This window comes from Lacticaseibacillus zeae subsp. silagei (assembly GCF_030770335.1).
Classification (GTDB): domain Bacteria; phylum Bacillota; class Bacilli; order Lactobacillales; family Lactobacillaceae; genus Lacticaseibacillus; species Lacticaseibacillus zeae.
This window is the reverse complement of sequence record NZ_CP132484.1, coordinates 2,343,901-2,367,900: the sequence shown is the minus strand read 5'-3', so window position 1 is coordinate 2,367,900 and position 24,000 is coordinate 2,343,901. Positions and strand designations below refer to the sequence as shown.

The window sequence follows — 24,000 nt, the reverse complement described above, 5'->3', positions numbered from 1 at the left end:
TACGAGGAGGCGATCCTAGTGACTATTAAAGCAAGAAAAGTTGGGAACTCAATCACATTGACAGTTCCCAAAGAAATCAAAGTGGCTGATGGAACCGAATTCACGGTTGAACAGCGACGCGATGGTGCGATTCTCTATCTACCTAAGCATCGCAATCCATTTGAAGGTAATTGGTATCAGCACGATTTAAAACAGAAGGATATTACTCTGGACAACGAGGTATTGCCTAATGAGTGGGACTAACAGTTACCTGCCACACAAAGGGGAAGTTGTAAGTATTGATTTCATGCCGAGTCGCGGCAAAGAGATTCAAAAAAGACGTCCGGCAATGGTTATCAGTAATCAGCAATATACTAAAATGACGGGATTAGCGTTGGTTTGTCCGATTACTCATGCAACCAGGAATCGACTGACACACACGGGGCTAATGGTTCCGATAAAGACTGACAAAACCTCAGGATATGTTAATCCGCTTCAGTTCCATACTTTTGATTTTATCCAAAGACGTATGCAATACATCGAGCAGGCACCGGAAGATGTGTTAAGTCAGGTATTGCAGACAGTTAATGACGTCATTAATGCAAAAGAAACCTGACGAAGTTAAAAATGTTTTTTGAAAAATTGGTGCACTCTTTGGCACCAGAAAAAAGGACAAAAGCCTTTCGAGCATCAATGCCGAAAAACTTTTGTCCCTATTTTTATCGCCTCCAGTTCAAATGACTGACACTATCTTGATGCCAAAGCACCCATTGGATCCCATGGTGCCAGAACCGTTGGCTTAGTGTATTCGTTTTTGATGACATCCTGTAATTCAGTTGGCAGGTACTTTTTGGAGATGACAACTTGGTAGACAAATTGATCGAACCAGTCATCGCTTGCCACGAAGTAACCTTTTTCGCCGACCTTGTCACCCCAAGAGTTTTCGACCTTCCACTTGGTTGGTTTGCCGTCAACAATGTCAACGCCAGTCAGAACCATGGCGTGGGTCATGAGGCTTTCACCATAGTCAAGGCGTTCTGCTTTTGTCATGGTGAAGTCGGTGTTGAAGAGGTCATCTTTCTTGTAGATGTTGGTGTCCAGAATACCGAGTTGACGATCAGAACTTTGACCGACATCGGAACCGAACCAGACAGACTCGCCGGCCTTTAACTGCTTGATAGCTAAAGCTTTGAAGGTATCGATGTCGAGGTTCAGATGGCGGACTTCGCGACCGCCGACCACGTTACCAAGCATTTCAACGGTATAGAGGTGGTTGTATGGCTTGTCGGCCGTTGGTGCGTTGATAATACTTTGATAGTCATCAAGGTTCCAACCAACGTACTTCTTGAAGAAAGTTTGTGGGGTCAGTTCACGATCGATGTGGTAGTTCTTGTCATCGTCGCGATACTCAAAGTCGAATTTAGTTGGCGGGTTGCCTAAGGCGTAAGCCAAAATCCGGTAGTCTTCCGCTAACATCTTTTGCTTAGCAGCTTCAATATCAGCATCGCTGGCTTTGTCAGCCACTAACTTGCGCAGTTTAACCGCGTCTTTGCGCAGCTTCAGGTTGAGCAAGCCGTTTAATTCGTTACTCTTACTTGAGTTGTAGGTTTCCGGCATCACTGACTTCGGCACGATGCCGTATTTTTCAATCAATGCTGACAACATGTCCCATTGGCCGCCGTCTTGTTGCGGGGTGGCCAAGAGGAACGCAACTTTACGGCTGTCCAGTGGTTGATCAGCGGTTTTCAAAACATTTTCATAAAAATAATTGGACTTTTCAAATTTATCCCAGAAGTTGGTATAGTTTTGGGAAAGTTCAAAGTCTTTGATCTTGAACTGGGCCTGGATGCCGTGGCGCATCGTATTGAGCGCGGCAAACATCCAGCAGCGGCCGCTTTGCTTTTGGTTGGCAACAGCGCCGGTCTCAAGTTCGATCGAGAAAGTCGGCGTCATGGCCACTTTGCTGTCGGTGTTTTCGGCAGTGGCGTTGATGCCATTGTTCATAACCGCTTTTTGTAAAGCAGCGGCACCGGGTGTGGCTTGCAGATCCTGTTTGAACTGATCCAAATCGCTGGAAGTAATTTCTGCAGACATTGAAATAAGCACTCCTTTTTATTAAACATTTGATGATGAAGCAGTCGGCAGTCAAAAGGTTGCAATATCCCGTTGGCCGCCCATGTCGCCTGAATGAAGCGACAAGCATAGTCTAGCATATAACCCGTGTTTAATTCAGAAAATCCCACACAGGCAGGTTGATTGGCGTGGTTTGAAGGGCGGCTTGCTCGGCTTCGGTCAGGAGGCTCTTGCGAACGACGACCTCGTAGACGTACTGGTCAAACCAACTCGCATCGGCAACAAAGTAACCGTCATGGCCGTTGTCTTTGCCCCACGAATTTTCGACCTTCCATTTTGTTACCTTGCCATCAACGACATCTGCAACGGTGAACGTCATGGCATGTGACATTTCGGCTTCGGTAGTCACGATTCGATCCGCTTTGTCCACGTGAAAATCAACGTCGAACAAGTCGTTGTAATTGAAAAGACCACCTTTGAGCGTACCGGATTTTCGGTCCATATCGGCCAAGACATCATTACCGAACCATACGACTTCACCGGCTTGCAACTGTGCCAATGCCAGTTGCTCCAGGCGCTCAGGCGGGAGGTTCAGGATCGTTAAAGGATGCCCTTCAACCACGGTGTTGGCCGCTTTGATGGTATAGAGCTGTTGATATTTTTTGCTTGGCTCAGGATCGCTGGCAACCACGATGTAATCATCAAAATGCCACTTGACGTACTTTTTGAAGAAAGTTTGCGGGGTCAAACCGGTATCGCGGTGATATTGTTTTTTGTCATCGCGATATTCGAAATCGAACGTTGTCGGTGGGTTGCCGAAAGTATAAGCGAGGATACGATAGACCACACTGAGTAGTTCACGTTTTTTAGCGGCAATCGCGTCGTCACTGGGATGTTGCTGCTTCTGCGTGCGTAATACTTTGGCGTCTTTGCGCAACTTCTCGTTCAAGACGCTGTTTAATTCAGCCGTTTTGTTGCTGTTGTAGGTTTCCGGCATAACGGACTTTGGAACCAAGCCATACTTTTCAATGAGTGCAGCGGCTTGATCATAATGGCCGCCGTCTTGATCCGGTCCGCTGAGGTAAGTAGCGACTTCGCGATCATCGAGTGGCTTGTCGGCCGTTGCCAAAATATTTTCATAGAATAAGTTGGCTTTCTCCAGCCGGTCGAAAAAGGCATTGTAGTTTTGTGAGAATTCGAAATCTTTCAGGCCGAATTCATCCGCAATGCCGTGGCGAACCGTGTTTAATGTGGCAAATAGCCAGCAGCGGCCGCTTTTCTTCTGGTTGGCAACACTGCCGGTGTCAAGGTCGAGCGAGAATACCGGCTTCATGTCCTCGCCGTCGATGGCTTCGCGACTAGCCGCCTGTGGTCCGACATTTTGGACAGCGCGACTGCGGGCAGCGGCGGCGGGATGGTGCGCGAGCTGCTCTTGAAACGCCTTAATCTGATCAAATGTAATTTCTGACATAGCGAGCCCCTTTTCTTGTGCATTAAAGAAACCTTACCTCAATTTAATTAGAATTTAAAGGTGATCAAAGGCATGACTTAAATTGATTTCCGCCAAAAGTTGCTACTTCAAAAGTTCCATGCCGTGCCAAACTCCGCAATCTCCGGCGGGGGCAAGGGCTGGCGACCGCGAAGCTAGAGGGGTGGGCACGACTTAGAGCCTCTGCAAAACCGGCAGAGTCTCTAAGCTCGGCCTTGTTGTAGGCGGGGCAAAAAGCGCCCCACCAACAACAATGTCACCCCTGAGCCCATCTGGCCTCCGATTGCTCCGCTTTGGCACTAAGATTTTTAAAGTTTAAACCAAACTATTTACCCGAAACGAAAAGAAAACGCACTTCCAATTTTTAACAATCGGAAGCACGTTCGCTTCTGTAAGCTTGACGTTTTGACCGTGAGTTACGCTCTGGCCTCACTCAGCATTCAGTTATCCTTCACCGGCCGCAAGACATCAGCATATTCCGGATGGTTGTGAAAGGCATGAACCGCGTATGAGCAAAGTGGTTCAATGGTTTTGCCTTCTTTCCGGGCGGCAGCAACGACTGCTTCGATGAGTTGGCCGGCGATGCCTTGGCCACGCAAACTTTCGTCAACAAAAGTATGATCGACCGCCCATGCTTGGCCGTCGTCAATTGATTGATACGTTAATTCGGCCAGCAGTCGGCCATCCCAGTCGGTATTGAAAATCCGGCCCGGTTTGTGTTGAAATTCCATCTTAACCTCCTTGGTAAAAGTGCGTGAGCGTGAACTGGCGCGTTCAGGAACCGGAGTATAAGTGGCCATTGCGACCAAGGTCTTTATACGCAGGTTCCTGCGCCAGTGAACGCGTTATGGTTGAGCATCCAACGCATCGCACTGTCAGCGCCGCTTTTACCGAATCCAGTCACCATGACGTTCGGGTCAATTTTGTTAATGCGATTGACCAGCCGCGTCCGCACTCCAAATTTAGCAAGAAAACGGTATAATTACAAGAAGGAAAGCCTTTTCAGCATGGTTGTCAGCTGGTGCCACGTGTTATGATACCTTGGACACTACTTATATGGAGGTTCATTATGAAGACCCGTGGTTTTGAAATTGTTTCAAAGTATCAGGATGACGACCTGACCTTGCCCACACGCCAAACCAAGCAGGCGGCAGGGTATGATTTTTACGCGCGTGAGGATTTCTTACTGAAAAGCATCTGGCGGTATGATTTTATTCGGCTTTTCCGGCTGATTAAGAATGAACGTCCGCTGACCAACAAGGATTTCGAACGGGCTGAGCAGATCTTGAAACCGTATTTGGTGCCAACTGGGATAAAGGCGTATATGCAACCTAATGAAGTGCTAGTTCTGGCTAATCGCTCCAGCAATCCGCTCAAGCACGGCTTGACGTTGCCCAATGGGATTGGCGTGATTGATGCCGACTATTATAACAATCCGGACAACGAAGGCGAAATCTATATTCAGCTACTGAATTTCTTTCCCCGCGACGTGATGATTAAAAAAGGCGACCGCATCGGCCAGGGCATCTTCATGCCATTTTTACTGGCCGATGGCGATCAAGGCGGGCTGGCTCAGCGGCAAAGCGGTTTTGGGTCAACCGATCACTAGTTAATATTGAAGGGATAATATGGCTAAAGCAAAAACACAGTACGTATGTCAAAATTGCGGTTATATTTCGGCCACTTATTTAGGGCGTTGTCCGAATTGTGGCGGCTGGAATACCTTAGTTGAAGAAACCGTCAGTTCAACCAAGTCGGCACCGCGGCAAACGCGGGCAGGCAGTAAAGTCAAGCCGATGCGGATGGATGAAGTGACGGTTGCCAAGGAAACGCGGGTTAAGACCGGTTTGGCGGAATTAAACCGTGTGCTTGGTGGCGGCGTGGTGCCGGGATCGCTGGTGTTGATTGGCGGGGATCCTGGCATCGGTAAATCGACCCTGTTGTTGCAGGTGTCCGGGCAGTTGGCAAGCACTGGCGGCACCGTTTTATACGTGTCCGGCGAAGAAAGTGCCAGTCAGATCAAAATGCGTGCCGGCCGCTTAGGGGTTGCCAATTCGGGGATGTACCTGTATCCGGAAACCGACATGCCCAGCATTGAAGGCGTTATTGACCAGATGCAGCCGGATTATGTCGTGATTGATTCGGTGCAAACCATGAATGTACCGGATATGAACTCGGCAGTCGGTTCGGTTGCCCAGATTCGCGAAGTTACAGCCGAACTGATGCGCATTGCCAAATCTAAAGGCGTGACGATCTTCATCGTTGGTCACGTGACTAAGGAAGGTGCCATTGCCGGCCCTAAGATTCTTGAGCATATGGTCGACACTGTGCTTTATTTTGAAGGCGATATGCACCACACTTACCGGATTTTACGGTCGGTTAAGAATCGGTTCGGCTCTACCAATGAAATCGGCATTTTTGAGATGCACCAAAATGGCCTGCAGGAAGTTGCCAATCCCTCGGAAATCTTCTTAGAAGAACGGCTGGCTGGGGCAACCGGTTCGGCGGTGGTGGTGTCGATGGAAGGTACGCGGCCGATTTTGGTGGAAATTCAGGCATTGATCAGTCCCACGATGTACGGCAATGCCAAACGCACCAGCAGCGGATTGGATCACAATCGCGTCAGCTTGATCATGGCAGTGCTGGAAAAACGGGCCAATCTCATGCTGCAGAATCAGGACGCTTACCTGAAAGCCACTGGCGGCGTTAAGTTGGATGAACCGGCGATTGACTTAGCAATGGCCGTTGCGATTGCCTCGTCATATCGCGACAAAGAGATTCCGCCGACGGATTGTTTTGTCGGTGAAATCGGCCTGACCGGTGAAGTGCGGCGGGTGAACCGCATTGAAGATCGGGTCAAAGAGGCGGCCAAGCTGGGTTTTAAGCGGATTTTCGTACCGCGCAACAACCTGCAAGGCTGGCACGCACCCAAAGATATTCAAGTCATTGGGGTTACAAGCATTGCCGAAGCGTTGCATAAGGTTTTTAATTAGAAGAAGAGAGGAGGCAAACCATGAAGAAACGAATTGTTTATTTGATTTTCGGCTTGATCGGCATCGGGGTCGGCATGGGCGCATTACCGGCACTTTGGGAAGCCATCGGTTGGCAACATCACCTGATTGTCAATAACCTGCTGACGAACGGGTTAATCGGCGCCATCATTTTCCTGCTGCTAGCCAGTCTCAGCGTCAACTGGATTCTGGGACGGTTAAAAGTTCTGGAAAAGACGCTGAACACCAAATCACCAAGCTATTTACTGTTCGGTAGCTTGTCGACCACGATCGGCTTGATTCTGGCCGCGATTATTTCAATTCCGTTGTATCGGTTCATCGCACCGCTGAATATCTTCCTACCACTCATCATCATGCTATTATTCGGTTACTTGGGTTTTCGGGTGGGTACGACACGCAGCGAAGAATGGCGGCGGCTATTGAATTTCCGCAACCGCCGGACAGCAGATACGGACAACGACCAGGTACTCGAGCGTAAAGTCGGCGATCATTTTCGCAAATACAAGCTGCTCGACACCAGTGTCATCATTGACGGCCGGGTTCAGGCCATTGCCAAGACCGGGTTTATCGAAGGTACGATGCTGGTTCCGAACTTTGTTTTGCATGAACTGCAACTGATTTCAGACTCAGCGGATTCGATGAAAAGAATGCGCGGCCGCCGCGGATTGGACATTTTGAATGCCATGCAAAAAGATAAAGACATTCATATTGAGATGTACGAAGGCGATTTTGACGATTTAACCGAAGTCGACAGCAAGCTGCTCAAGCTCGCTAAATTGCTCGATGGCATCGTCATGACGAATGACTTTAACCTCAACAAGGTCGCACAATTTCAAAATGTACCGGTGCTCAACATCAACGCGTTAGCCAATGCCCTGAAGCCCGACGTGATCCCCGGAGAAAACATGACGGTCACCGTCATCAAATCCGGCTCCGAACGGCAACAAGGCGTCGCTTATCTCGACGATGGCACGATGGTGGTGGTCGAAGACGGCAAGTTCTACATGAACAAACCGCTGGAAGTCATCGTCACCAGCGCGCTGCAAACGGCCGCGGGGCGCATGATCTTCGCAAAGCCGGCACACCAGCAAAAGGCGATCCGGGATAAGGAAAAGTAAATATTGTGGATGTGAAAAGGCGTTGTCCCGAGTTGGGGCAGCGCCTTTTGAGTATGCACTTTTTTCAGAGTATATGCTTTTGCTTACTTCGCAAATGAACAAGGCTAACGCTCATCGGTGATTGGCTCCTGAAAAGAAAAATCAACCTTCCACCTACGGCCAAACGCTGGGCTTATTTTGGAGATCACTTTAACCAAGGCATTCAGTTCATTAGCAGCGTTTGAATTACCGGTAAGCTTGTAGGTACATAAAAGTTTGAGCAGGCGCAACTGAATGCGAAGAAAAAAGAGGTTATCCGGGACGCTTTGTTCCTGTAATCGGTTGAGTGTTTGAATGGCTTTTGCATATTCACACCTGTAATACAGCGAAACACCGACATTATAGAATGCAGAGAAAAACAAATCGAGATAGTTATGAGGTTGATGAAAATCAAAGTGAATGGCCAAAAATTTGGCGTATAGCCGATTAAAGTCATCAGGCTGTAAAAATGGCACACAATCGCCATACAACGCATATTCCAAGGCGTACCAGGTATCACGCCCCATTAAATAATCGTTGATGGTTTTAGAATCGGTTTTAGAGAGGAGAGCGTGAACATCTTGGGTGTCGAGAATAATGGCGGAGACCATAATTTCTCTCAGCTTATACAGACGGGCGTGGGTCTTTTTAAATTTCGACAAGAAAGATTGCCGGAATTGTTTGAGACCGTCAACATCTTGCTCCATCGCGTATCTGAGCAAACGTTTGTCCATCGCTCTTTGCGAAAGATCGGCTGGCGAGGCATTTGTATCATGATTTTGGTTGAGAATTTCAAAAAATTCGGTTGTATCCATTCCCACGTTATCCAATAGAAGGCACAACTTCTCTACGGAAATATCAGTATGGCCATTTTCGAATTTTGACACAGTGCTAGCACTCAAAGAACCTGCCACATCTGAGATCCTTAAACCGCGTTCAAGGCGAATTTTCTTAAACATATACCCAGCATCGCGTGTGCCCATAGTGTCTGACTCCTTGTTTTCTTAAAATCAACTACCGATTCATTATGACCTAAAAAATTCGCTTTTGTCAAAAAGCACAGTTTGTTTCTTTTGCTGTGGTAAGTTAACACCATTAAAAGATGTCAAAATCAAGTCTGGCAATTAAGGCAAAGTGTCAGATAAATTTTGTGCGTATCTCCAAAGTTGATGGCATTTTATATTCCTTATATCTAGAGTGGATGTTTAAAGCAAATGAAGCTGACAATCACCAATCTCATCAAGAAAGTTGTGGTATGACTTAATGCTAACAGTTAATAACCTCGATAAATGGTTCGGGAAGAAACAAGCGTTGCACCAAATTTCATTTAAAATCAAACCGGGACGGGTTGTCGGCCTGATTGGGGCAAATGGCGCAGGTAAAACAACCATTATGAAAACCATTTTGGGCATTTCGAGTTTTACCGGTGACATTCGGCTAAATGATCAAAAGATCACCGTTGACAATCATGATGCGTTAAAAGATGTGGGCGCCTTGATTGAGTATCCCGGTTTGTATCCTTATTTAACCGGCCGGGAACAGCTGCACCTTTTTACGAGAGGCACTGATCGGCGCGCTAAAGTGGACAAGGTGATTGAAGAAATGCATTTGACCCCCTATGCCGATTCAAAAGCCAAGCATTATTCGCTAGGGATGAAACAGAAGCTGGGGATTGCGCTGGCGTTGGTGAACCAGCCAAGTCTGGTGATCCTTGACGAGCCAATGAATGGGCTTGATCCCAAGGCAACAAGAGAACTGCGCGAATTGATCCTTAAGAAGAAGGCAGAAGGCATTTCATTCCTTATATCAAGTCATATCCTGAGCGAGTTGCAAAAAGTGGCTGACGATGTTGTGATCATTAATCACGGTCATCTCGTCACAAGCAATACCATGAGCGCCGTGTTGGCCAGAAATGAAAGTTATCTCTTGCTCCGAACCGATCAGAACGACCGCGCGGCGCAACTTTTAGTGCAGAAAAGTTATCAAGCTGCGGTCGAAGAAGGCAGCGTTAAGATTGCCAGAAACTCAATTCAAAATATGACATCTTTGTTGCATGAGGTGTTGGATCAGAATATTGCGATCCACGACATTCACGAACAACAGGATGACTTGGAAAACTCACTTTTAGGCATCATTGAGTGATTGAGACGATACGGAGGATTTTATTTTGTTCACATTGCTTAAACAGGAAACCTACAAACTCTTAAAAAGACCATCCTTTACAATTTTCTGGTTATTTCTCATTGTGTTTCAACTGGCAATGGCGATTTTCGGAAAAGTTTATCCACAGACGTTTCAGCCTGAGAACTTGTTCCTCAACGATTTTTATGCGCCGGTGATGATTGTCTTTTATATTATTGCAGTCGGTAGTACCCAGCTGTCATCGGAAAATCAGTATGGCACGCTGAAGGCCTTGCTGTATCGACAGTATTCAAGTAGCAAAGTTTTGGTTAGTAAGTGGCTAACCCTGCTAGGCTGTGCACTTTGCTTCTATGGCAGCAGCCTCGTGATGACTTTTCTTTTAAAAGTGATCTTTTTCCAAAATAAATTTAGTCTGACTTTGCAAGTTAGCACGCATCAGCCGATTTGGCAGGCCATGTTGATGAATACTGTCAGCGAGTTTTTGACCTTACTTTTTCTGGCTGCTTTTGTGTTGCTACTGGCCACCTTATTTGATAACTCAACGCCTGCAATCATCGTCGGCATTAGTGCCTACTTTGTTGTCTCGGTCTTTAACCAACTGATGTTTATGCTGATTGATCAGCACGAATGGCTCAAATGGAACCCGGTGAATATGTTGAACTTCGGTGCACAACTGAATTCCCCAAAGCTTTCGAGTCTGACCCACCTAGGCATCAACCAGATGATGATCGGCTACATTGCTTATGGGAGTATCTTCTTGATTCTTGGCCTGATTGTCTTCCGCAGACGCAATTTGCGGTAGATGATGGTATTCACGAAAAATAAAACGCCTGTTTAGGTGTCATTTTCTGCGCCCAAGTCAGTTATCCAAGTGCTTCAAAGTGGATCTTTTCTCAGCCCGAGAATCCATTCGAAAGTTTTTATACCAATACCGCGTGTTATAATTTGTGTGTAAATTAAAATACTTATTTTAACAAGGTCTGGTTGAAGGGCTTTTGGCTTGGTTTCTGAAGGGAGCAATTGCATTGAGACCAATTGGAGAAGAAAAAGTTCATAGCAAACTGTATAAAAATGGCAAGTTGTGGGTGGTGATGCTGATCGGCTTCTTCTTGATGGGCGGTACGAGTTCCGCGCATAAAGTGGCGGCCAAGTCCATCAATGAAACCTCTCAATTGGCACAACGATCGAGAGTCAAGGCAGCATTGACTCGTCAACAAAAAAAGCATTTGAGTAATCCCGTCGTCTCACCAATTACAGAGACAGGAAAAGCTGCTGAAGATCCTGCTACACAAGGAACCGTTGATATCAAATTTGTCGATGACCAAGGCAATCAACTTGCCCCGGATCATACGTTTAGTGGCAAAGTCGGCGATCCGTATACCATCTCGCCAATCAGCATCAAAGATTACCAATACGCCCATTTAGCCACGAATAGCGCACCGGCAACCGGCACGTACACTGATGGCACCGTCACTGTCACCATGGTTTACACCAAGACGCCAATTCCTCAAGGTAGCGTTACCGTGAAGTACGTCGATGATGCAGGTAACACGCTTGCACCTGATAAAGTGCTCACCGGCCAGCCTGGCGATCCTTATGAAGCCCGTCCGATCGATATTGCAAATTACCAATTCACCAGTCTTGCGCCAGACAGCGCACCGGAAAACGGGACCTTTAATACCGGCACTTTGACTGTGACGTTTGTTTACAGCAAGAATCCAACGGCCCAAGGAACCATTAACGTTCATTATGTTGACGAAAATGGGCACGCACTCGCGCCCGACAAAGTTTTGACTGGAAACGCAGGAACACCTTATACCACAACGCCAACAACCATTGCAGGATATCAGTATCTGCGCATGGCGCCAAACAGCGCGGCTGATTCAGGCACATTCACCAATGGAACGTTAAATGTCACCTTTGTTTATGCAAAGACGAGCGCGCCGGTCACGCCAAGTACGCCAGTCACACCAAGCACGCCGACAAATCCATCCACGCCAAATCCGCCAAGCAACGTTTTACCATCAACAGGTGGCAGCAATGGCGCGACAACAACGATCATAACGCCAACTAATAAAGCTAAGCACACACTCCCACGGACACACGAAGAAGAACAGATCGGCTTGACGGCTCTTGGCGTTGTTCTTCTAGCTTTGGCAGGCTTTTTAGGTATTCGTTGGCGCCGGCAAACGAAAAAAGTAAGTCATAAAAATTAAATCGTACCATTTTCAATTGTGTAAATTGAGTTGAAAAATGGAATGGAAAAGAGCATCATTCACTTTAAATGATGCTCTTTTTATACCTAAAGAATTGAAAACGACCACAACAGATCGTTTTCTGAACAATCGAATGTGAGGTCGCGCGTATGTCAAAAATTGTGAACAGCACTGTCAGTCAAGCAGCCATCGTGATGATGGTCATCGAGATCATTATTTGTTTGGTTTTGCCGGTGGCTTTAGCCGTGTGGATCATTCAACGGCGAAGTCATCCGAAAAAAGGAGCAACGCCAGTGTTCTTTATCGGTATGGCCATTTTCATTCTTTTTGCCGGCATTCTAGAAGGACCGTTTCGCGGCATTGCCCGGCAATTTCAACATACGCCGTGGCTTTACGCACTTTATGGCGCACTGCTGGCAGGCGCTTTTGAAGAAGTCGGTCGCTGGTTCGGGTTCAGATGGATTCAGCGGCGGATCCCGCAAAAAGCCAAGACGCCGGAAACCCCGTTTTTGTATGGTTTAGGTCATGGCGGCCTTGAAATGATGCTGGGTGGGGGCTTGGCAATGTTCAGTAATGTGCTTTTTGCAACGACCATCAACAGTGGCGCGTTGGCTAAATTAATGACCAAAACCCCGGCAAGCGCACGTGCTGGCATTATCACCGCGGTGAAGCAGTTGACTGGGATGAGCGGCTGGACGGTGTCACTAAGCTTGCTTGAGCGACTGTTAGCCTTGACCATTCAGATTGCCCTTTCGCTGGTTGTTTGGTTGATTGTGGTCAACCGCAAGCAGTGGTTTTGGATGTTACTGCCGGTTGGGTTGCATGCTTTTATTGATTTTCCGGCTGGATTGAGTCAGGCAGGAGCTTTAAGCCTCACTGTGACAGAGCTGCTGTTGGTCGTGCAAACGGTGATCGTTGTGGCGTTTGTTTATTGGCTCTGGCATCGGGAAAAACCGAGCAGCACTGTCAGCGCATAATGGTTCAATAAACAGATTGTTTCATTAAAGGGATGGCACTTTTCCCGTCGAAACGAAAAACCTGATGACCTTGAGGCGTTGCCGTCCATCGCTTGCCCTTCTGTGGTACACTAGCATTGCATGTTTACAGAAAATGGAGGCTAAGACATTGGCAGATCGACCAATTCGGGTGCGTTATGCACCAAGTCCGACCGGGCATTTGCATATTGGCAATGCACGGACGGCACTGTTCAATTATTTGTTCGCACGGCACAACAAGGGAACGTTGGTGCTGCGGATTGAAGATACCGATACAAAGCGGAACGTTGCAGATGGCGAGAAGAGTCAGATGGAGAATCTCCACTGGCTCGGGATTGATTGGGATGAAGGTCCTGATAAAGGTGGGGACTTTGGCCCTTACCGCCAGTCTGAACGTAAAGACATTTATGACAAGCTGATCAAGCAACTTGTCGATAAGGGCTTTGCTTATGAATCTTATCGGACCGAAGAGGAACTGAAAGCCGATCGCGAAGCCCAAAAAGCCCGTCACGAAATGCCCCATTATGAATACGAATATGAAGGCATGAGTGAAGCCGAAAAGGCAGAGGCCATTGCTGCGGCGAAAGCCAAGGGATTACAGCCGGTCATCCGGTTCCACATCCCGACCGATAAGACTTACGAATGGGATGACATTGTCAAAGGCAAGATTTCGATTGATGCCAACACACTTGGCGGCGATTTTGTCATTCAGAAGCGCGACGGCATGCCGACATATAACTTTGCGGTGGTGGTTGATGACCACCTCATGGAAATCAGCCACGTGCTGCGCGGCGACGATCACATTGCCAACACACCAAAGCAGCTGGCAATTTATGACGCTTTTGGCTGGGAGCCACCGATTTTTGGCCATATGACTTTGATCATCAATGGCGCAACCGGCAAAAAGCTGTCCAAACGTGATGAAACCGTCTTGCAGTTTATCGAACAATATCGTGAACTCGGCTACTTGCCAGAAGCGATGTTTAACTTCATCACCCTGTTAGGCTGGTCACCGGTTGGCGAAGATGAGATTTTCACCAAGAAGGAATTCATCAAGCAGTTCGATCCGAAGCGTTTATCCAAGAGCCCGGCACGCTTCGACCAGAAGAAGCTGGAATGGGTTAACAACCAGTATATTAAGGCGAAGCAAAAGACGAATCCGAACGAGCTCATGAGCATGTCGCTGGCAAACCTGATTGAAGATGGCCTGATTCATAGTGATCCGGATCCGAAAACCATCGAATGGGCCCGTCAACTGATCAGCCTGTACACCGATCAGATGAGTTACACCGCGCAGATTAGCAAACTTGCCGATATTTTCTTCGACAAGGCAACCGATCTGACGGATGACGAGCGCAAGGAGCTGGCTGACGACAATGCCAAGCCAGTTATCGAAGCGTTCGCTAAAAAGATTCGGGCACTGGACACCTTCGACGCGTATTCCGTTGGCCGCATTGTCAACGAAGTCAAGCAAGAAACCCAGGTCAAGGGTCGCAAGTTGTACATGCCGATCCGCATTGCCGCAACGCTGCGGATGCATGGTCCGCAACTGGCTGAAACGATTGAGCTCATGGGCCGCGATCAGGTGTTGAAGAACGTTGATTTGGTCACATCGCAGCTTTAAACAGCAGCAAAAATCCGCGCAATGTCGCGGATTTTTTGTATGCCGGCGCAATGGACGATGTCAGATCGCGTTTTCCAGACTAAATCAACCCAGCCTTTTGGAAATAGGTTCATAATGAGGATAAGGATTTTTATAATGAACCCAGCAATCAAAGCAATGGAGGTCTGGATAATGGCAATTTTTACTGCTTATGACAACGCGGAAATACTTGCAGCTTTGCGTGCCGCCGCACCGCATGCGGAGATTCATACAGATGATCAGGTTGCCCGCGAACATAGCGCCAATGGCAATGCTCAGCTGGAAATTGACGGCAGAATTTTGGCTTATGTGGCAGTTGGCGATGTTGCGGATATTCAAGGTGTTTTGAAAATAGCGCGGCAATATCACATTCCGGTCGTTCCTCAAGGCGCGGATACCAGTACCGTCATCGGGGCGGATGGCCTGAATGGCAGCATTATCCTCTCAACGGTGCGGATGAATCGGATTAAGGAAATCAGTAAGGGCGACTTGTTGGCGGTTGTGGAACCGGGCGTGATTAATGGGGATTTGGATAAGGAAGCCCGCAAGCAGGGACTGTTCTATGCGCCTGATCCGGGTTCTAAGCCGATTTCCAGTATCGGCGGTAACGCAGCGACCAATGCCGGTGGGATGAGTACGGTCAAGTACGGCGCAACAACGGACAATGTGCTTGGTTTGAAAGTCGTGCTCGCAGATGGTAGGGAAATCAAACTCGGCGGCCGCACTTATAAGCATGCCTTTAGCTATGACTTGACCCATCTTTTTGTGGGATCTGAAGGCACCTTGGGTATTATTACGGAAATCACCGTTAAGTTGAACCCAATTCCGATCGGGACGCCTGTAGTCGGGGTGGCCTATTTTGATAACATGACGGCCTTGGCCAAAGGGGTCGAGGATTTGCGGTTGTCAGGAATTTATCCGGTAACGCTCGAAGCACTGGACGGCTTGACCGTTGCGGCATTGGATCGGTATGAAGGCACGCACTATGCAGAAGGTGCCGAGGCAATGCTAATTTTCCGGCTGGATGCAGGCGGTGAAGCCAGTCTGAAAATGGCGGAACAGATTTTAACGGCTGATCACGCCAAGAATATCAAGGTAACCAGCGATCCTGATGAAGCAGGTGCCATCATCAAATTGCGGCAGGACATGTTGCCAGCGGTTTTTGCGAACGGTCAGCACATTATGGAAGATATGGCCGTGCCGTTATCCAAGCTGCCGGAGATGATGGACTACATTGCCGAGGTTGCCAAAGACTTGAATGTTGAAATTTACACCGCCGGCCATGCGGGTGACGGCAATGTGCATCCAACGGTTATCTGGCCAGCTGACCAGACGGAACCGCCAAAAGAAGCGCTCCAGGCCATTCGCATGATGTTCCGCAAAGCACTGGCATTGGGCGGCACAATTTCCGGCGAGCACGCTGTAGGGATGAGCAAGAATCAATGGAACAACGAGGAGCTCGGCTTTGATGTCGATGAAATTCAGCACCAGATCAAGGACTTGTTTGATCCGCTGAATATCTTGAATCCGAAGCGGAAGATTGATTAACGGTTAAAAAGAAGGGGGCAGTTCTGTGTCCACTTGGAATGAAGTTAAGGGTAAAATTGATTCTATTCCTGACGAAACATTAACCATCATCGATGCACTGACTGAACTTGAAGCGGAACGGATTCGCCGTGGGATCTCACAAAAGTAATTCGCTGAAACAATTGGCATGAAGCAGCCGCAGCTTGCAAAGATTGAGCGCTTGGACTCTGTTCCGTCGCTGATGACATTGTCACGGTATGCTAAAGGACTGGGAAAAGAGATTCGTCTATCGATCGTGACGCGTTAACAATGAGTAGAAATTTTGGGCTTCCTTGCTGGTATGTAAGGGAGCTTTTTTGGTTCTATGCAGCGAGTAAACTGGGGTCGGAAGTCGGCGGGTAAGAACCTTAGCGTGATGGCCAAAGACCAGCCATTGGGGGAATAAGAATTGTAACGCAATCCGGTTCCGAAACGCGTTCGCTGGCGCAGAAGTCGGCGTGTAAGTGGCCTTAGGCGTGATGGCCGGGCTTTGGCCATCACGCCCAAGGCCCTTACACGCCGACTTCTGCGCCAGCTCACGCTCTTTCCTTTATAATCCTCCCATTTTCCTGTAGAATGCAGGTAAGACGCTACAGGAAGGAAATGAGCCGATGTTAACGTTATATAATACGATGTCCCGGCAAAAAGAGCCGTTCACGCCACTGCACCCTGGAGAAATTCGGATGTATGTCTGCGGACCGACTGTCTATAATTATATCCACATCGGTAATGCGCGCAGTGCGATCGCGTTTGATACGATTCGCCACTATTTTGAATACCGCGGTTATCATGTCACTTATGTCTCGAATTTCACGGATGTTGACGATAAAATTATCAATGCCGCGCATGAAACCGGCGAAGCACCGCTTGATTTGGCGCAGCGGTTTATTGATGCCTTCATGGAAGACACCACGGCGCTGGGAATCGAACCGGCGACTGCCCATCCACGCGCGAGTCAAATGATTCCGGACATTATTGATTTTGTCCAGGATCTGGTCACAAAAGGCTATGCTTACGCCGTCGACGGGGACGTGTATTATCGGGCGCGCAAGTTCAACCATTATGGCGAGTTAAGCCATCAAAATGTCGACGAACTCGAAGAAGGCGCCAGTCAGCACATCACGCAAGAAGAGCTGGCTAAAAAAGAAGATCCGATCGATTTTGCATTGTGGAAGGCCGCCAAGCCCGGTGAAATCAGCTGGGACTCTCCTTGGGGCAAGGGTCGACCGGGATGGCACATCGAATGCTCGGTCATGAGTACCCAACTTCTCGGTGACACATTTGACATTCACGGCGGCGGTCAGGATCTTGAATTTCCGCATCACGAAAATGAAATCGCCCAGAGTGAAGCCAAAACCGGCAAGCAGTTCGTCCGCTACTGGATGCACAATGGCTTTGTAACCATTGGCGAAGATGATGAAAAAATGAGCAAGTCGCTTGGCAACTTCATTACGGTTCATGACATTTTAAAAACAGTCGATCCGCAAGTTCTGCGGTTCTTCATGGCCGGCACTCAATACCGGATGCCAATCCGTTACTCCGATGCCAACCTCAAGAACGCAGCGAACAGCCTTAATCGCCTAAAAATCGCCCGTGAAAATCTGGTTTATCGCCGCGACAATGCTGTCCCAGGCGTTGATCCCAAGATCACCGAACAACTGCAAACGTTGAAAGACCAATTTATCACCGCCATGGATGATGATGTAAATGTCCAAAACGGGTTGACCGTCCTTTTTGACTTGGCTAAATTGCTGAACGAATATGCCAATGAAGATACGGTTAAACGTGAAAGCCTCGACGACTTACTGAATCTTTATGATGCGTGGCTGCAGATTTTCGGCGTGGTTTTTGCCGATCAGACCAATCTCGATGCCGATATTGATGCGTTGGTGAAAGCGCGCGATGTTGCCCGGGCAGCGAAAGACTTTGCCAAGAGTGACCAGATTCGTGATCAGCTGGCAGCACAAGGCATTATTTTGGAAGATACTCCTCAAGGAACGCGGTGGCGCAGAAAATGACATTTGATCCAAAACAATTGAACGGCATCGCATTGGCCTATATGGGCGATGCGGTGTATGAAGTCTACGTTCGGGAACATCTCCTCAAACGCGGCTTGGTGCGCCCGGCTGCCTTACAGCGCGCCGCCAAAGATTTTGTCTCAGCCAAAGCGCAGGCGGCCTTAATCGCGGGGATGGAAGACGAGCACTTGCTTAACGACGAAGAGGTCGCGATTTTCAAACATGGGCGTAATGCCAAAAGTTACACGCATGCCAAGAATACCGATGTCGTCACTTATCGCGTTTCGACCGGCTTTGAGGCCTTGTTTGGCTATCTGCATCTCGAGAAGCACGACAAGCGAGTTGCCGAATTAGCCGCATGGTGTATTCAGTACGTTGAAGAAGGGAAGACGGGTCATGGCAAAACAGCCGCAAGCAGCACCAAATGAACACGATCCAGATGAGTTTGTCTTTGGCCGTCATGCCGTTGAAGCTGCACTCAAAGCCGGTACCGCCGCAACTATTAACAAACTTTTCGTTCAAACCGATCTAAAAAGCGAGCCGATTCAGCATTTAATCGGCATCGCGCAAAAAAAGAAAATTCTGGTCGCTACCGCACCGAAGCAAAAACTCGATCTCATGAGTGACCATGGCAATCATCAAGGCGTTTTACTGGCAATGACGCCCTATGCCTACGCAAGTGTGGATGATCTTTTTCAACATGCAGCAGATAAAGGCGAAGATCCGTTCTTCTTGTTGTTGGACAACTTAGAAGATCCGCACAATCTAGGCTCGATTCTGCGAACTGCCGATGCTAGCGGTGTGCATGGCATTATCATTCCCAAGCATCGCGCCGTGGGTCTCACCAGTGCGGTCGCCAAAGTCAGCACCGGTGCGATCGAATACGTTCCGGTTGCCCGCGTCACCAATCTGGCGCAAACCATCAAACAGTTAAAAGACCGCGGTATGTGGGTCTTCGGCACCGCGATGGATGGTCAGGATTATCGCCAGTGGGATGCAAAAGGTAGTACGGCGCTTGTGATTGGTAACGAAGGCAAAGGGATCTCGCCCGGAATCGCCAAACTCATGGACGCCACGATTGCCATTCCAATGGTCGGCCACGTTCAAAGCTTAAATGCCAGTGTTGCGGCCGGCATCTTGATGTATCAAGCATTTGCCAGCCGCCATGAGGGCAAGTAACCATGCGCGAACACATTTTGATTGTCGACGGCTATAACGTCATTGGAAACTGGCCGGAGCTGGCCAAATTGAAAGCGGAAGACCACTTCGATGTTGCCCGCGATCGACTGTTGGACATCCTGGCAGAATACCGCAGCCACGAAAACGCCAAAATTATTGTTGTCTTCGATGCCATGTATGTACCTGGTATCGGCAAAAGCTATGCGAAGTGGGATCTGCAAGTGGTCTTCACCAAAGAAGATGAAACTGCGGATAGTTACATCGAACGGTTAGCCCAGGAAATGAACTCGCCCCTCGTGCAACTCGTGGTCGTCACCAGCGATCAGGCGGAACAGTGGACCGTGTTCTCCCGCGGCGCCCTCCGGATTAGTTCGCGCGATTTCCTCAAAGAGGTTCAGCGTTCCGATCGCGAATTCAACCATGATACTGCCAACTATGCTGCTCATCTCGCCCGCCGCAATAGTCCATGGAATAATGATCAGTTATTTCTACTGGATAAAATGCGGCGGCATCTGGAACGGCGGCCGAAGCCGAAGGAGTAAGATATTTTGGCTGCCGGCACTAGATTTATTTTGGAATGAAAAATTCATATTAAAGAGTGGAGAAACTTTGAAGCGTTCTAGATTGCTGTACCAGTATTCGCTTATCTCGTTATGAAACCTGCCAGCTCTGATCGAGCATTTGGCAGGTTTTTTTTGCGGTCGAAATTAGTAGCTGATATGATCGTTGACAAAAAAAGGTAGAGAATAATCTACCTGCAGCCATTTTCGTGATATTAGGTGTAAGTTGGATATATGATGTCGAAAGGAGAAGGACATAAATTCATGTTCATAGACTAGTAGAGAAGGGTGTCCTCATATTGTTAGTTGGCATGTTAACAATGCTTTATTCATTTATTTCGTTAATCGCCATTCTATTGATACTAGTCATGCGGCGCTTTAAATACCCCAAGACAGTTCTGAAGATTTATATACCGATATCTGTAGCTTTTTTCATTTTCAGAATTCTGTATATCTCTCAGGGATGGCTAAGCGCAATTTTGCTTGATTTGACGATATCATTTTTGACTGTGCGTGGCTACAAAACAATACATGAGAGAAATCAATAAACGAGGTGAGCAATATGATGATGGCAGTTGTCTGTATACTGATTATCATGTTGGCGTGGATTATTGGCAAAGTATATCATGATACTTTGGTTATCAAATGGCTAAGGAAACACCGCGGTCCGCTAACAATAGTTGCAACTTTGTTAGTCATATTTAGTCAAAGCCGTGATCTCCGCTATACGGTATTCATGATGTGGACTATTCTCGTGCTCCTGATGGGTATTGTGATGACAGTTTACGACTTTCAGAAACGACGAGCGGCTTTAAAATGATTTCGTAGCCCAACGAGCCTTAAAATGGTTCCAGAAACAGATCTTACTGGAAAAACAACCTTTTTCAAGCAATCTGCTATAAAAAGCTCGAAAAATAGTTTTGGGTCAAGTAGTGTGGAAGAACATATTCATCATTTTGGGCGGCTCTCCTCCTGAGAGCCGTCTTTGTTATGCTTTGCCACGATCTGACAGATGCGTTTGAGAAAGGTAGCTTAATGCCGAAGAAAGAACATTTTAAGGACTTAATCGGCCAACTAATATCTTGAGTCGTTGGAAAGTGGGTCGTGAAAGCCTCCGCCAACTAGCAATACCTGGGTTTGATATTTCTTGAGTGGTCACCATAGCGATATCTATGTGGAGTGAGCATGGAATGTGATAGCGGTCGACAATGCTTACCAGATTTTGATACGGTTTAGGCTGAAAAGTTGATATGTTGCTATATACAACATATAATGCACTTAAAGGCGTAGTTACAAACAGACCTTAAAGCGGAGGAATTTCATGGGCAAAAACAAAGGACTTGATTCGTTACTGGCTGACTATCACACCTTTATTAGCGGAACCGCGGCTCAGTACGGTGTTTCTTCTTCAATGTTAACTAACGCTATTAGAGAGGGACGAATTTCACGCGAAGCACGTGGCGTCTATGTCGAAAATGGCTATACATGGGACGACTTTGCAATTCTCTCGCAACGTTACAGCAGAGGTGTGTTTGCCCTTGATACTGCTTTATTCTTATATGGGCTAACTGACCAGATCCCAGACCGGTTTATTATGGCCTTTCCCCGTGGGTATCGTAATCCTCGGTTATCAGAGCACTGGATTGTGCCAATTTATTATGTGCCTAGTCGATACTCTCCAGGCATTACCACAGTAGAAACGCCCAATATGAACTTTGTACGAACCTATTCAGTTGAACGAACTTTATTAGATGTATGGGAACGGCCTGATGTTGCTCCTTACACTCGGAATGAAGCATTCAAGAACTACTTTGATGAGTATGGACAAAACAATGCGTCGTTTGAGCGCCTTTTAAAGCTTAAAGAGCAACTGTATCCACACAGCGACTTAACAAAACTTTTAGAGGTACTTGTCTAATGAATCCTTATGCCAATCTTTCGCCGCACAAAATTGCTAATCGAATTAATAAAGCAGCTGACTCTCTTGGCGTCCCGCGACAAAATATGCAGCTGCTTTTCAGATTGCAAGAATTATTACGGCAAATTTCCGAATCGGATTACCAAGATAACTTCATCTTCAAAGGCGGGTTTGAAATAGCCATGATTGTTGGCGCGTCAAGACGAACTACGATAGATCTTGATATGACAATGAATAACCAAGAATTAAATCCGGACAATCTCAAAAAAGTGTTGACGACTATTTTTGATCATGCGCAAAGCCCTATTCATTTCACCGTGACACGCATTAAATCAGAAATGAATGAGCATGAATATCCTGGTTTCCGTGTCGGCGTTCTCGGTACTATGGGGAAAACACACTCTAAATTAAACATTGATGTATCAACGGGAGATGTGGTATATCCCAAACCTATAAGACTGACACATACGAATTTTATTGATTCTACCGACAAAATTTTGATGAACGCCTTTCCACAAGAACAAATTATGGCCGACAAGTTGGTAACCATTTATCAAAAAGGCATTAGAAATACTCGAGCAAAAGACTTTTATGATATTTGGGTGCTCAGCCTGACAACATTAGCAGACTTGAATCACCACACACTGGTTGAGGCGTTTTTTAAAACGGCAAAAGCAAAAGGAATCACTGACATTAGTCTGAAGCAGGGTAAAGAAATCATTGAACAGTTAAAAGCCAGACCTGACATGGTGCGTTCTTGGCAAGGCTACCAAGAAACTAAGGAATTTGCGCGTGGTATTGAATTGAATCAGGCTTTAGACAATGCAAGCGAACAGCTAAAAAACATTTTTGATGATAACACTCCTAATTCAATTCACAAGTAAATTGGGCTGAAAAGACATGCATGGATTCAAAGGCAATATGGTCTTTAAAGTTAATCGGCACAACCCGTTTACTAAAAAGCTCCAAATTCGGAGCTTTTTTGCATGCAAAGACAAATCACGCCAAAGAAAATGAGATAGTTCCGGTACTTATTCTGACAAGGTCTTACCCACGCTCCAAATCAAGCGACTCCGGATCAATATGCAACGACTCTAACCAGTTGATATTCACAGCATACAAAGTCGGATCAATAATCTTCGTTCCCTTTAGCAGCAACGACAGCTCCTCGCGCGCCTGCTTGGCACCCTTGTTGGATAAGATGGCGGTAGCTAGGCGGACGAATGCGATGTGGTGGCGCATGTAAAGAACGTTGGCTTTGAGCTTGTCCATATTGACCAGATTCAACATGGACAACGCTTCTTGGTAATCACCGCGCTGAAGGTATTTGGTCGATAGATTATAGAACGCACCGAAGAATAGCTCATCGTAACTACTCAGATGAAAGGTGTCATACTGACGAATCATTTGCTGCACAAGGCGGTCATTAACCCTCTTTGACAAGGAAAAGCAGACATTCGAGTAGACATAGTATTCAAAGAAAAACCAAGGGCCGGCCTTCAGCAAATAATCTTGCAGGTAGTCTTCTTCTTCGTTGGAGAAAACTGGCTGCTGATGTTTCAAGTCAGATAGAAAGCTTTTTATGACCAGTTTCAGCAGATACCTGGGAGGATTATCCTTTTTTGCATTGGCGTACCTGTCTGCGAGTTGCGTCAGCGTGGCTGTGTCCATCTGCTGATAGGCGTTGCTGATCTTAATGCTTAACGCGCGCAAACGGTTGTTGGTGTGATCAATCAGCTCAAAGAATTCTTGCGGCATGGTGTATGTCGGCTTCAGGATGGTCATAAGATTGGTCATCCGGATATCCGAACCGTTATTTTCAAAATGGGAAACCGCTGTTTTATGCAGATTGCCGTGGACCTGACGGATAGTTAAGCCGCGCCGGTTGCGAATGGTACGGAAAAGTTCACCAGCATCATCATACGTATCATCAGTCATCATGGTCACTTCCTTTAATTTGAGCATACGCTAATTGCGATGGAATGAATAATTTTAAGCAAGTGGGGTTTCACTAGGCGTTGATGCTGGTCTGCTTGGGTAGGTGCATTGATTACGGTGATTTCGTCCTGCGTCAAA

At 47.2% G+C, this 24,000-nt stretch carries 22 protein-coding genes and 1 pseudogene; 18 read left to right on the top strand and 5 right to left on the bottom strand.

The annotated features are described in order from the left end of the window. The first annotated feature begins 18 nt into the window (after window positions 1-18). Together mazE and LACZS1_RS11020 are read left to right on the top strand one after the other, a co-directional pair. Window positions 19-243: a type II toxin-antitoxin system PemI/MazE family antitoxin gene (gene mazE / locus LACZS1_RS11025; RefSeq protein ID WP_047105520.1), complete on the top strand. Its 225-nt coding sequence runs from the start codon at window positions 19-21 to the stop codon at window positions 241-243. Then, window positions 230-595 (top strand): type II toxin-antitoxin system PemK/MazF family toxin, encoded by a 366-nt coding sequence (locus tag LACZS1_RS11020; RefSeq protein WP_070650339.1) that lies wholly within the window; start codon window positions 230-232, stop codon window positions 593-595. The genes mazE and LACZS1_RS11020 overlap by 14 nt, the downstream gene beginning before the upstream one ends. Window positions 596-726: 131 nt before the next feature. Here the strand turns inward: LACZS1_RS11020 and LACZS1_RS11015 are convergent, their stop codons facing one another. The 3 genes from LACZS1_RS11015 to LACZS1_RS11005 all read right to left on the bottom strand — a co-directional run bounded on the left by LACZS1_RS11015 (window position 727) and on the right by LACZS1_RS11005 (window position 4,272). Continuing rightward, the gene (locus tag LACZS1_RS11015; RefSeq protein ID WP_070650338.1) at window positions 727-2,073 is read right to left on the bottom strand and encodes a C1 family peptidase; all 1,347 of its coding nucleotides are present in this window, start codon (window positions 2,071-2,073) and stop codon (window positions 727-729) included. A gap of 130 nt (window positions 2,074-2,203) precedes the next feature. Beyond that, complete coding sequence (locus LACZS1_RS11010) at window positions 2,204-3,523, bottom strand: C1 family peptidase (RefSeq protein ID WP_070650337.1); 1,320 nt, start codon at window positions 3,521-3,523, stop codon at window positions 2,204-2,206. Between the two features lie 458 nt (window positions 3,524-3,981). After that, window positions 3,982-4,272 carry a GNAT family N-acetyltransferase gene (locus LACZS1_RS11005; protein WP_070650336.1) on the bottom strand — a complete coding sequence of 97 codons (291 nt, stop codon included), beginning with the start codon at window positions 4,270-4,272 and terminating at the stop codon, window positions 3,982-3,984. 338 nt (window positions 4,273-4,610) lie between these two features. On the opposite strand from LACZS1_RS11005, the gene LACZS1_RS11000 reads away from it, so the two are divergent. The 3 genes from LACZS1_RS11000 to LACZS1_RS10990 are packed head-to-tail and all read left to right on the top strand — an operon-like array spanning window position 4,611 to window position 7,670. After that, window positions 4,611-5,150: a dCTP deaminase/dUTPase family protein gene (locus tag LACZS1_RS11000; RefSeq protein ID WP_070650335.1), complete on the top strand. Its 540-nt coding sequence runs from the start codon at window positions 4,611-4,613 to the stop codon at window positions 5,148-5,150. A 19-nt stretch (window positions 5,151-5,169) separates the two neighbouring features. Further along, window positions 5,170-6,534, top strand: coding sequence for a DNA repair protein RadA (radA, locus tag LACZS1_RS10995; RefSeq protein ID WP_010492253.1), 1,365 nt, complete (start codon window positions 5,170-5,172; stop codon window positions 6,532-6,534). 20 nt (window positions 6,535-6,554) lie between these two features. Continuing rightward, entirely contained in the window at window positions 6,555-7,670 is a 1,116-nt protein-coding gene (locus LACZS1_RS10990) for a PIN/TRAM domain-containing protein (protein ID WP_010492251.1), read from the top strand. A gap of 104 nt (window positions 7,671-7,774) precedes the next feature. On the opposite strand, the gene LACZS1_RS10985 is transcribed toward LACZS1_RS10990, so the two are convergent. Beyond that, window positions 7,775-8,671 (bottom strand): Rgg/GadR/MutR family transcriptional regulator, encoded by an 897-nt coding sequence (locus LACZS1_RS10985; protein WP_070650334.1) that lies wholly within the window; start codon window positions 8,669-8,671, stop codon window positions 7,775-7,777. Window positions 8,672-8,951: 280 nt separating this feature from the next. On the opposite strand from LACZS1_RS10985, the gene LACZS1_RS10980 reads away from it, so the two are divergent. The 13 genes and pseudogenes from LACZS1_RS10980 to LACZS1_RS10920 all read left to right on the top strand — a co-directional run bounded on the left by LACZS1_RS10980 (window position 8,952) and on the right by LACZS1_RS10920 (window position 22,808). Further along, window positions 8,952-9,830, top strand: coding sequence for an ATP-binding cassette domain-containing protein (locus LACZS1_RS10980; RefSeq protein WP_070650333.1), 879 nt, complete (start codon window positions 8,952-8,954; stop codon window positions 9,828-9,830). A gap of 25 nt (window positions 9,831-9,855) precedes the next feature. Beyond that, on the top strand, window positions 9,856-10,632 hold the full coding sequence (locus tag LACZS1_RS10975; protein ID WP_070650332.1) for an ABC transporter permease: 777 nt from the start codon (window positions 9,856-9,858) through the stop codon (window positions 10,630-10,632). Window positions 10,633-10,855: 223 nt separating this feature from the next. Next, on the top strand, window positions 10,856-12,046 hold the full coding sequence (locus LACZS1_RS10970; protein WP_070650356.1) for a MucBP domain-containing protein: 1,191 nt from the start codon (window positions 10,856-10,858) through the stop codon (window positions 12,044-12,046). Window positions 12,047-12,195: 149 nt separating this feature from the next. After that, complete coding sequence (locus tag LACZS1_RS10965) at window positions 12,196-13,023, top strand: YhfC family intramembrane metalloprotease (RefSeq protein ID WP_070650331.1); 828 nt, start codon at window positions 12,196-12,198, stop codon at window positions 13,021-13,023. Window positions 13,024-13,171: 148 nt separating this feature from the next. Then, on the top strand, window positions 13,172-14,665 hold the full coding sequence (gltX, locus tag LACZS1_RS10960; protein ID WP_049170030.1) for a glutamate--tRNA ligase: 1,494 nt from the start codon (window positions 13,172-13,174) through the stop codon (window positions 14,663-14,665). A 171-nt stretch (window positions 14,666-14,836) separates the two neighbouring features. Further along, window positions 14,837-16,231 (top strand): FAD-binding oxidoreductase, encoded by a 1,395-nt coding sequence (locus LACZS1_RS10955; RefSeq protein ID WP_070650330.1) that lies wholly within the window; start codon window positions 14,837-14,839, stop codon window positions 16,229-16,231. Window positions 16,232-16,256: 25 nt separating this feature from the next. Beyond that, window positions 16,257-16,517, top strand: a pseudogene (locus LACZS1_RS10950) (helix-turn-helix domain-containing protein). 343 nt (window positions 16,518-16,860) lie between these two features. Then, entirely contained in the window at window positions 16,861-18,267 is a 1,407-nt protein-coding gene (gene cysS, locus LACZS1_RS10945) for a cysteine--tRNA ligase (RefSeq protein ID WP_070650329.1), read from the top strand. After that, window positions 18,264-18,695 carry a Mini-ribonuclease 3 gene (locus tag LACZS1_RS10940; RefSeq protein ID WP_070650328.1) on the top strand — a complete coding sequence of 144 codons (432 nt, stop codon included), beginning with the start codon at window positions 18,264-18,266 and terminating at the stop codon, window positions 18,693-18,695. Before cysS ends, LACZS1_RS10940 begins: the two co-directional genes overlap by 4 nt. Beyond that, the gene (rlmB, locus tag LACZS1_RS10935) at window positions 18,664-19,446 is read left to right on the top strand and encodes a 23S rRNA (guanosine(2251)-2'-O)-methyltransferase RlmB (protein WP_010492226.1); all 783 of its coding nucleotides are present in this window, start codon (window positions 18,664-18,666) and stop codon (window positions 19,444-19,446) included. Before LACZS1_RS10940 ends, rlmB begins: the two co-directional genes overlap by 32 nt. A gap of 2 nt (window positions 19,447-19,448) precedes the next feature. Then, window positions 19,449-19,988: an NYN domain-containing protein gene (locus LACZS1_RS10930; RefSeq protein WP_010492225.1), complete on the top strand. Its 540-nt coding sequence runs from the start codon at window positions 19,449-19,451 to the stop codon at window positions 19,986-19,988. Window positions 19,989-21,327: 1,339 nt separating this feature from the next. Further along, entirely contained in the window at window positions 21,328-21,924 is a 597-nt protein-coding gene (locus LACZS1_RS10925; RefSeq protein WP_047105540.1) for a type IV toxin-antitoxin system AbiEi family antitoxin domain-containing protein, read from the top strand. Continuing rightward, window positions 21,924-22,808 (top strand): nucleotidyl transferase AbiEii/AbiGii toxin family protein, encoded by an 885-nt coding sequence (locus LACZS1_RS10920; RefSeq protein WP_070650326.1) that lies wholly within the window; start codon window positions 21,924-21,926, stop codon window positions 22,806-22,808. The genes LACZS1_RS10925 and LACZS1_RS10920 overlap by 1 nt, the downstream gene beginning before the upstream one ends. Window positions 22,809-22,971: 163 nt before the next feature. Here LACZS1_RS10920 and LACZS1_RS10915 read toward each other — a convergent pair whose 3' ends face one another. Beyond that, the gene (locus tag LACZS1_RS10915) at window positions 22,972-23,865 is read right to left on the bottom strand and encodes an Rgg family transcriptional regulator (RefSeq protein WP_235500827.1); all 894 of its coding nucleotides are present in this window, start codon (window positions 23,863-23,865) and stop codon (window positions 22,972-22,974) included. Window positions 23,866-24,000: the final 135 nt, after the last annotated feature.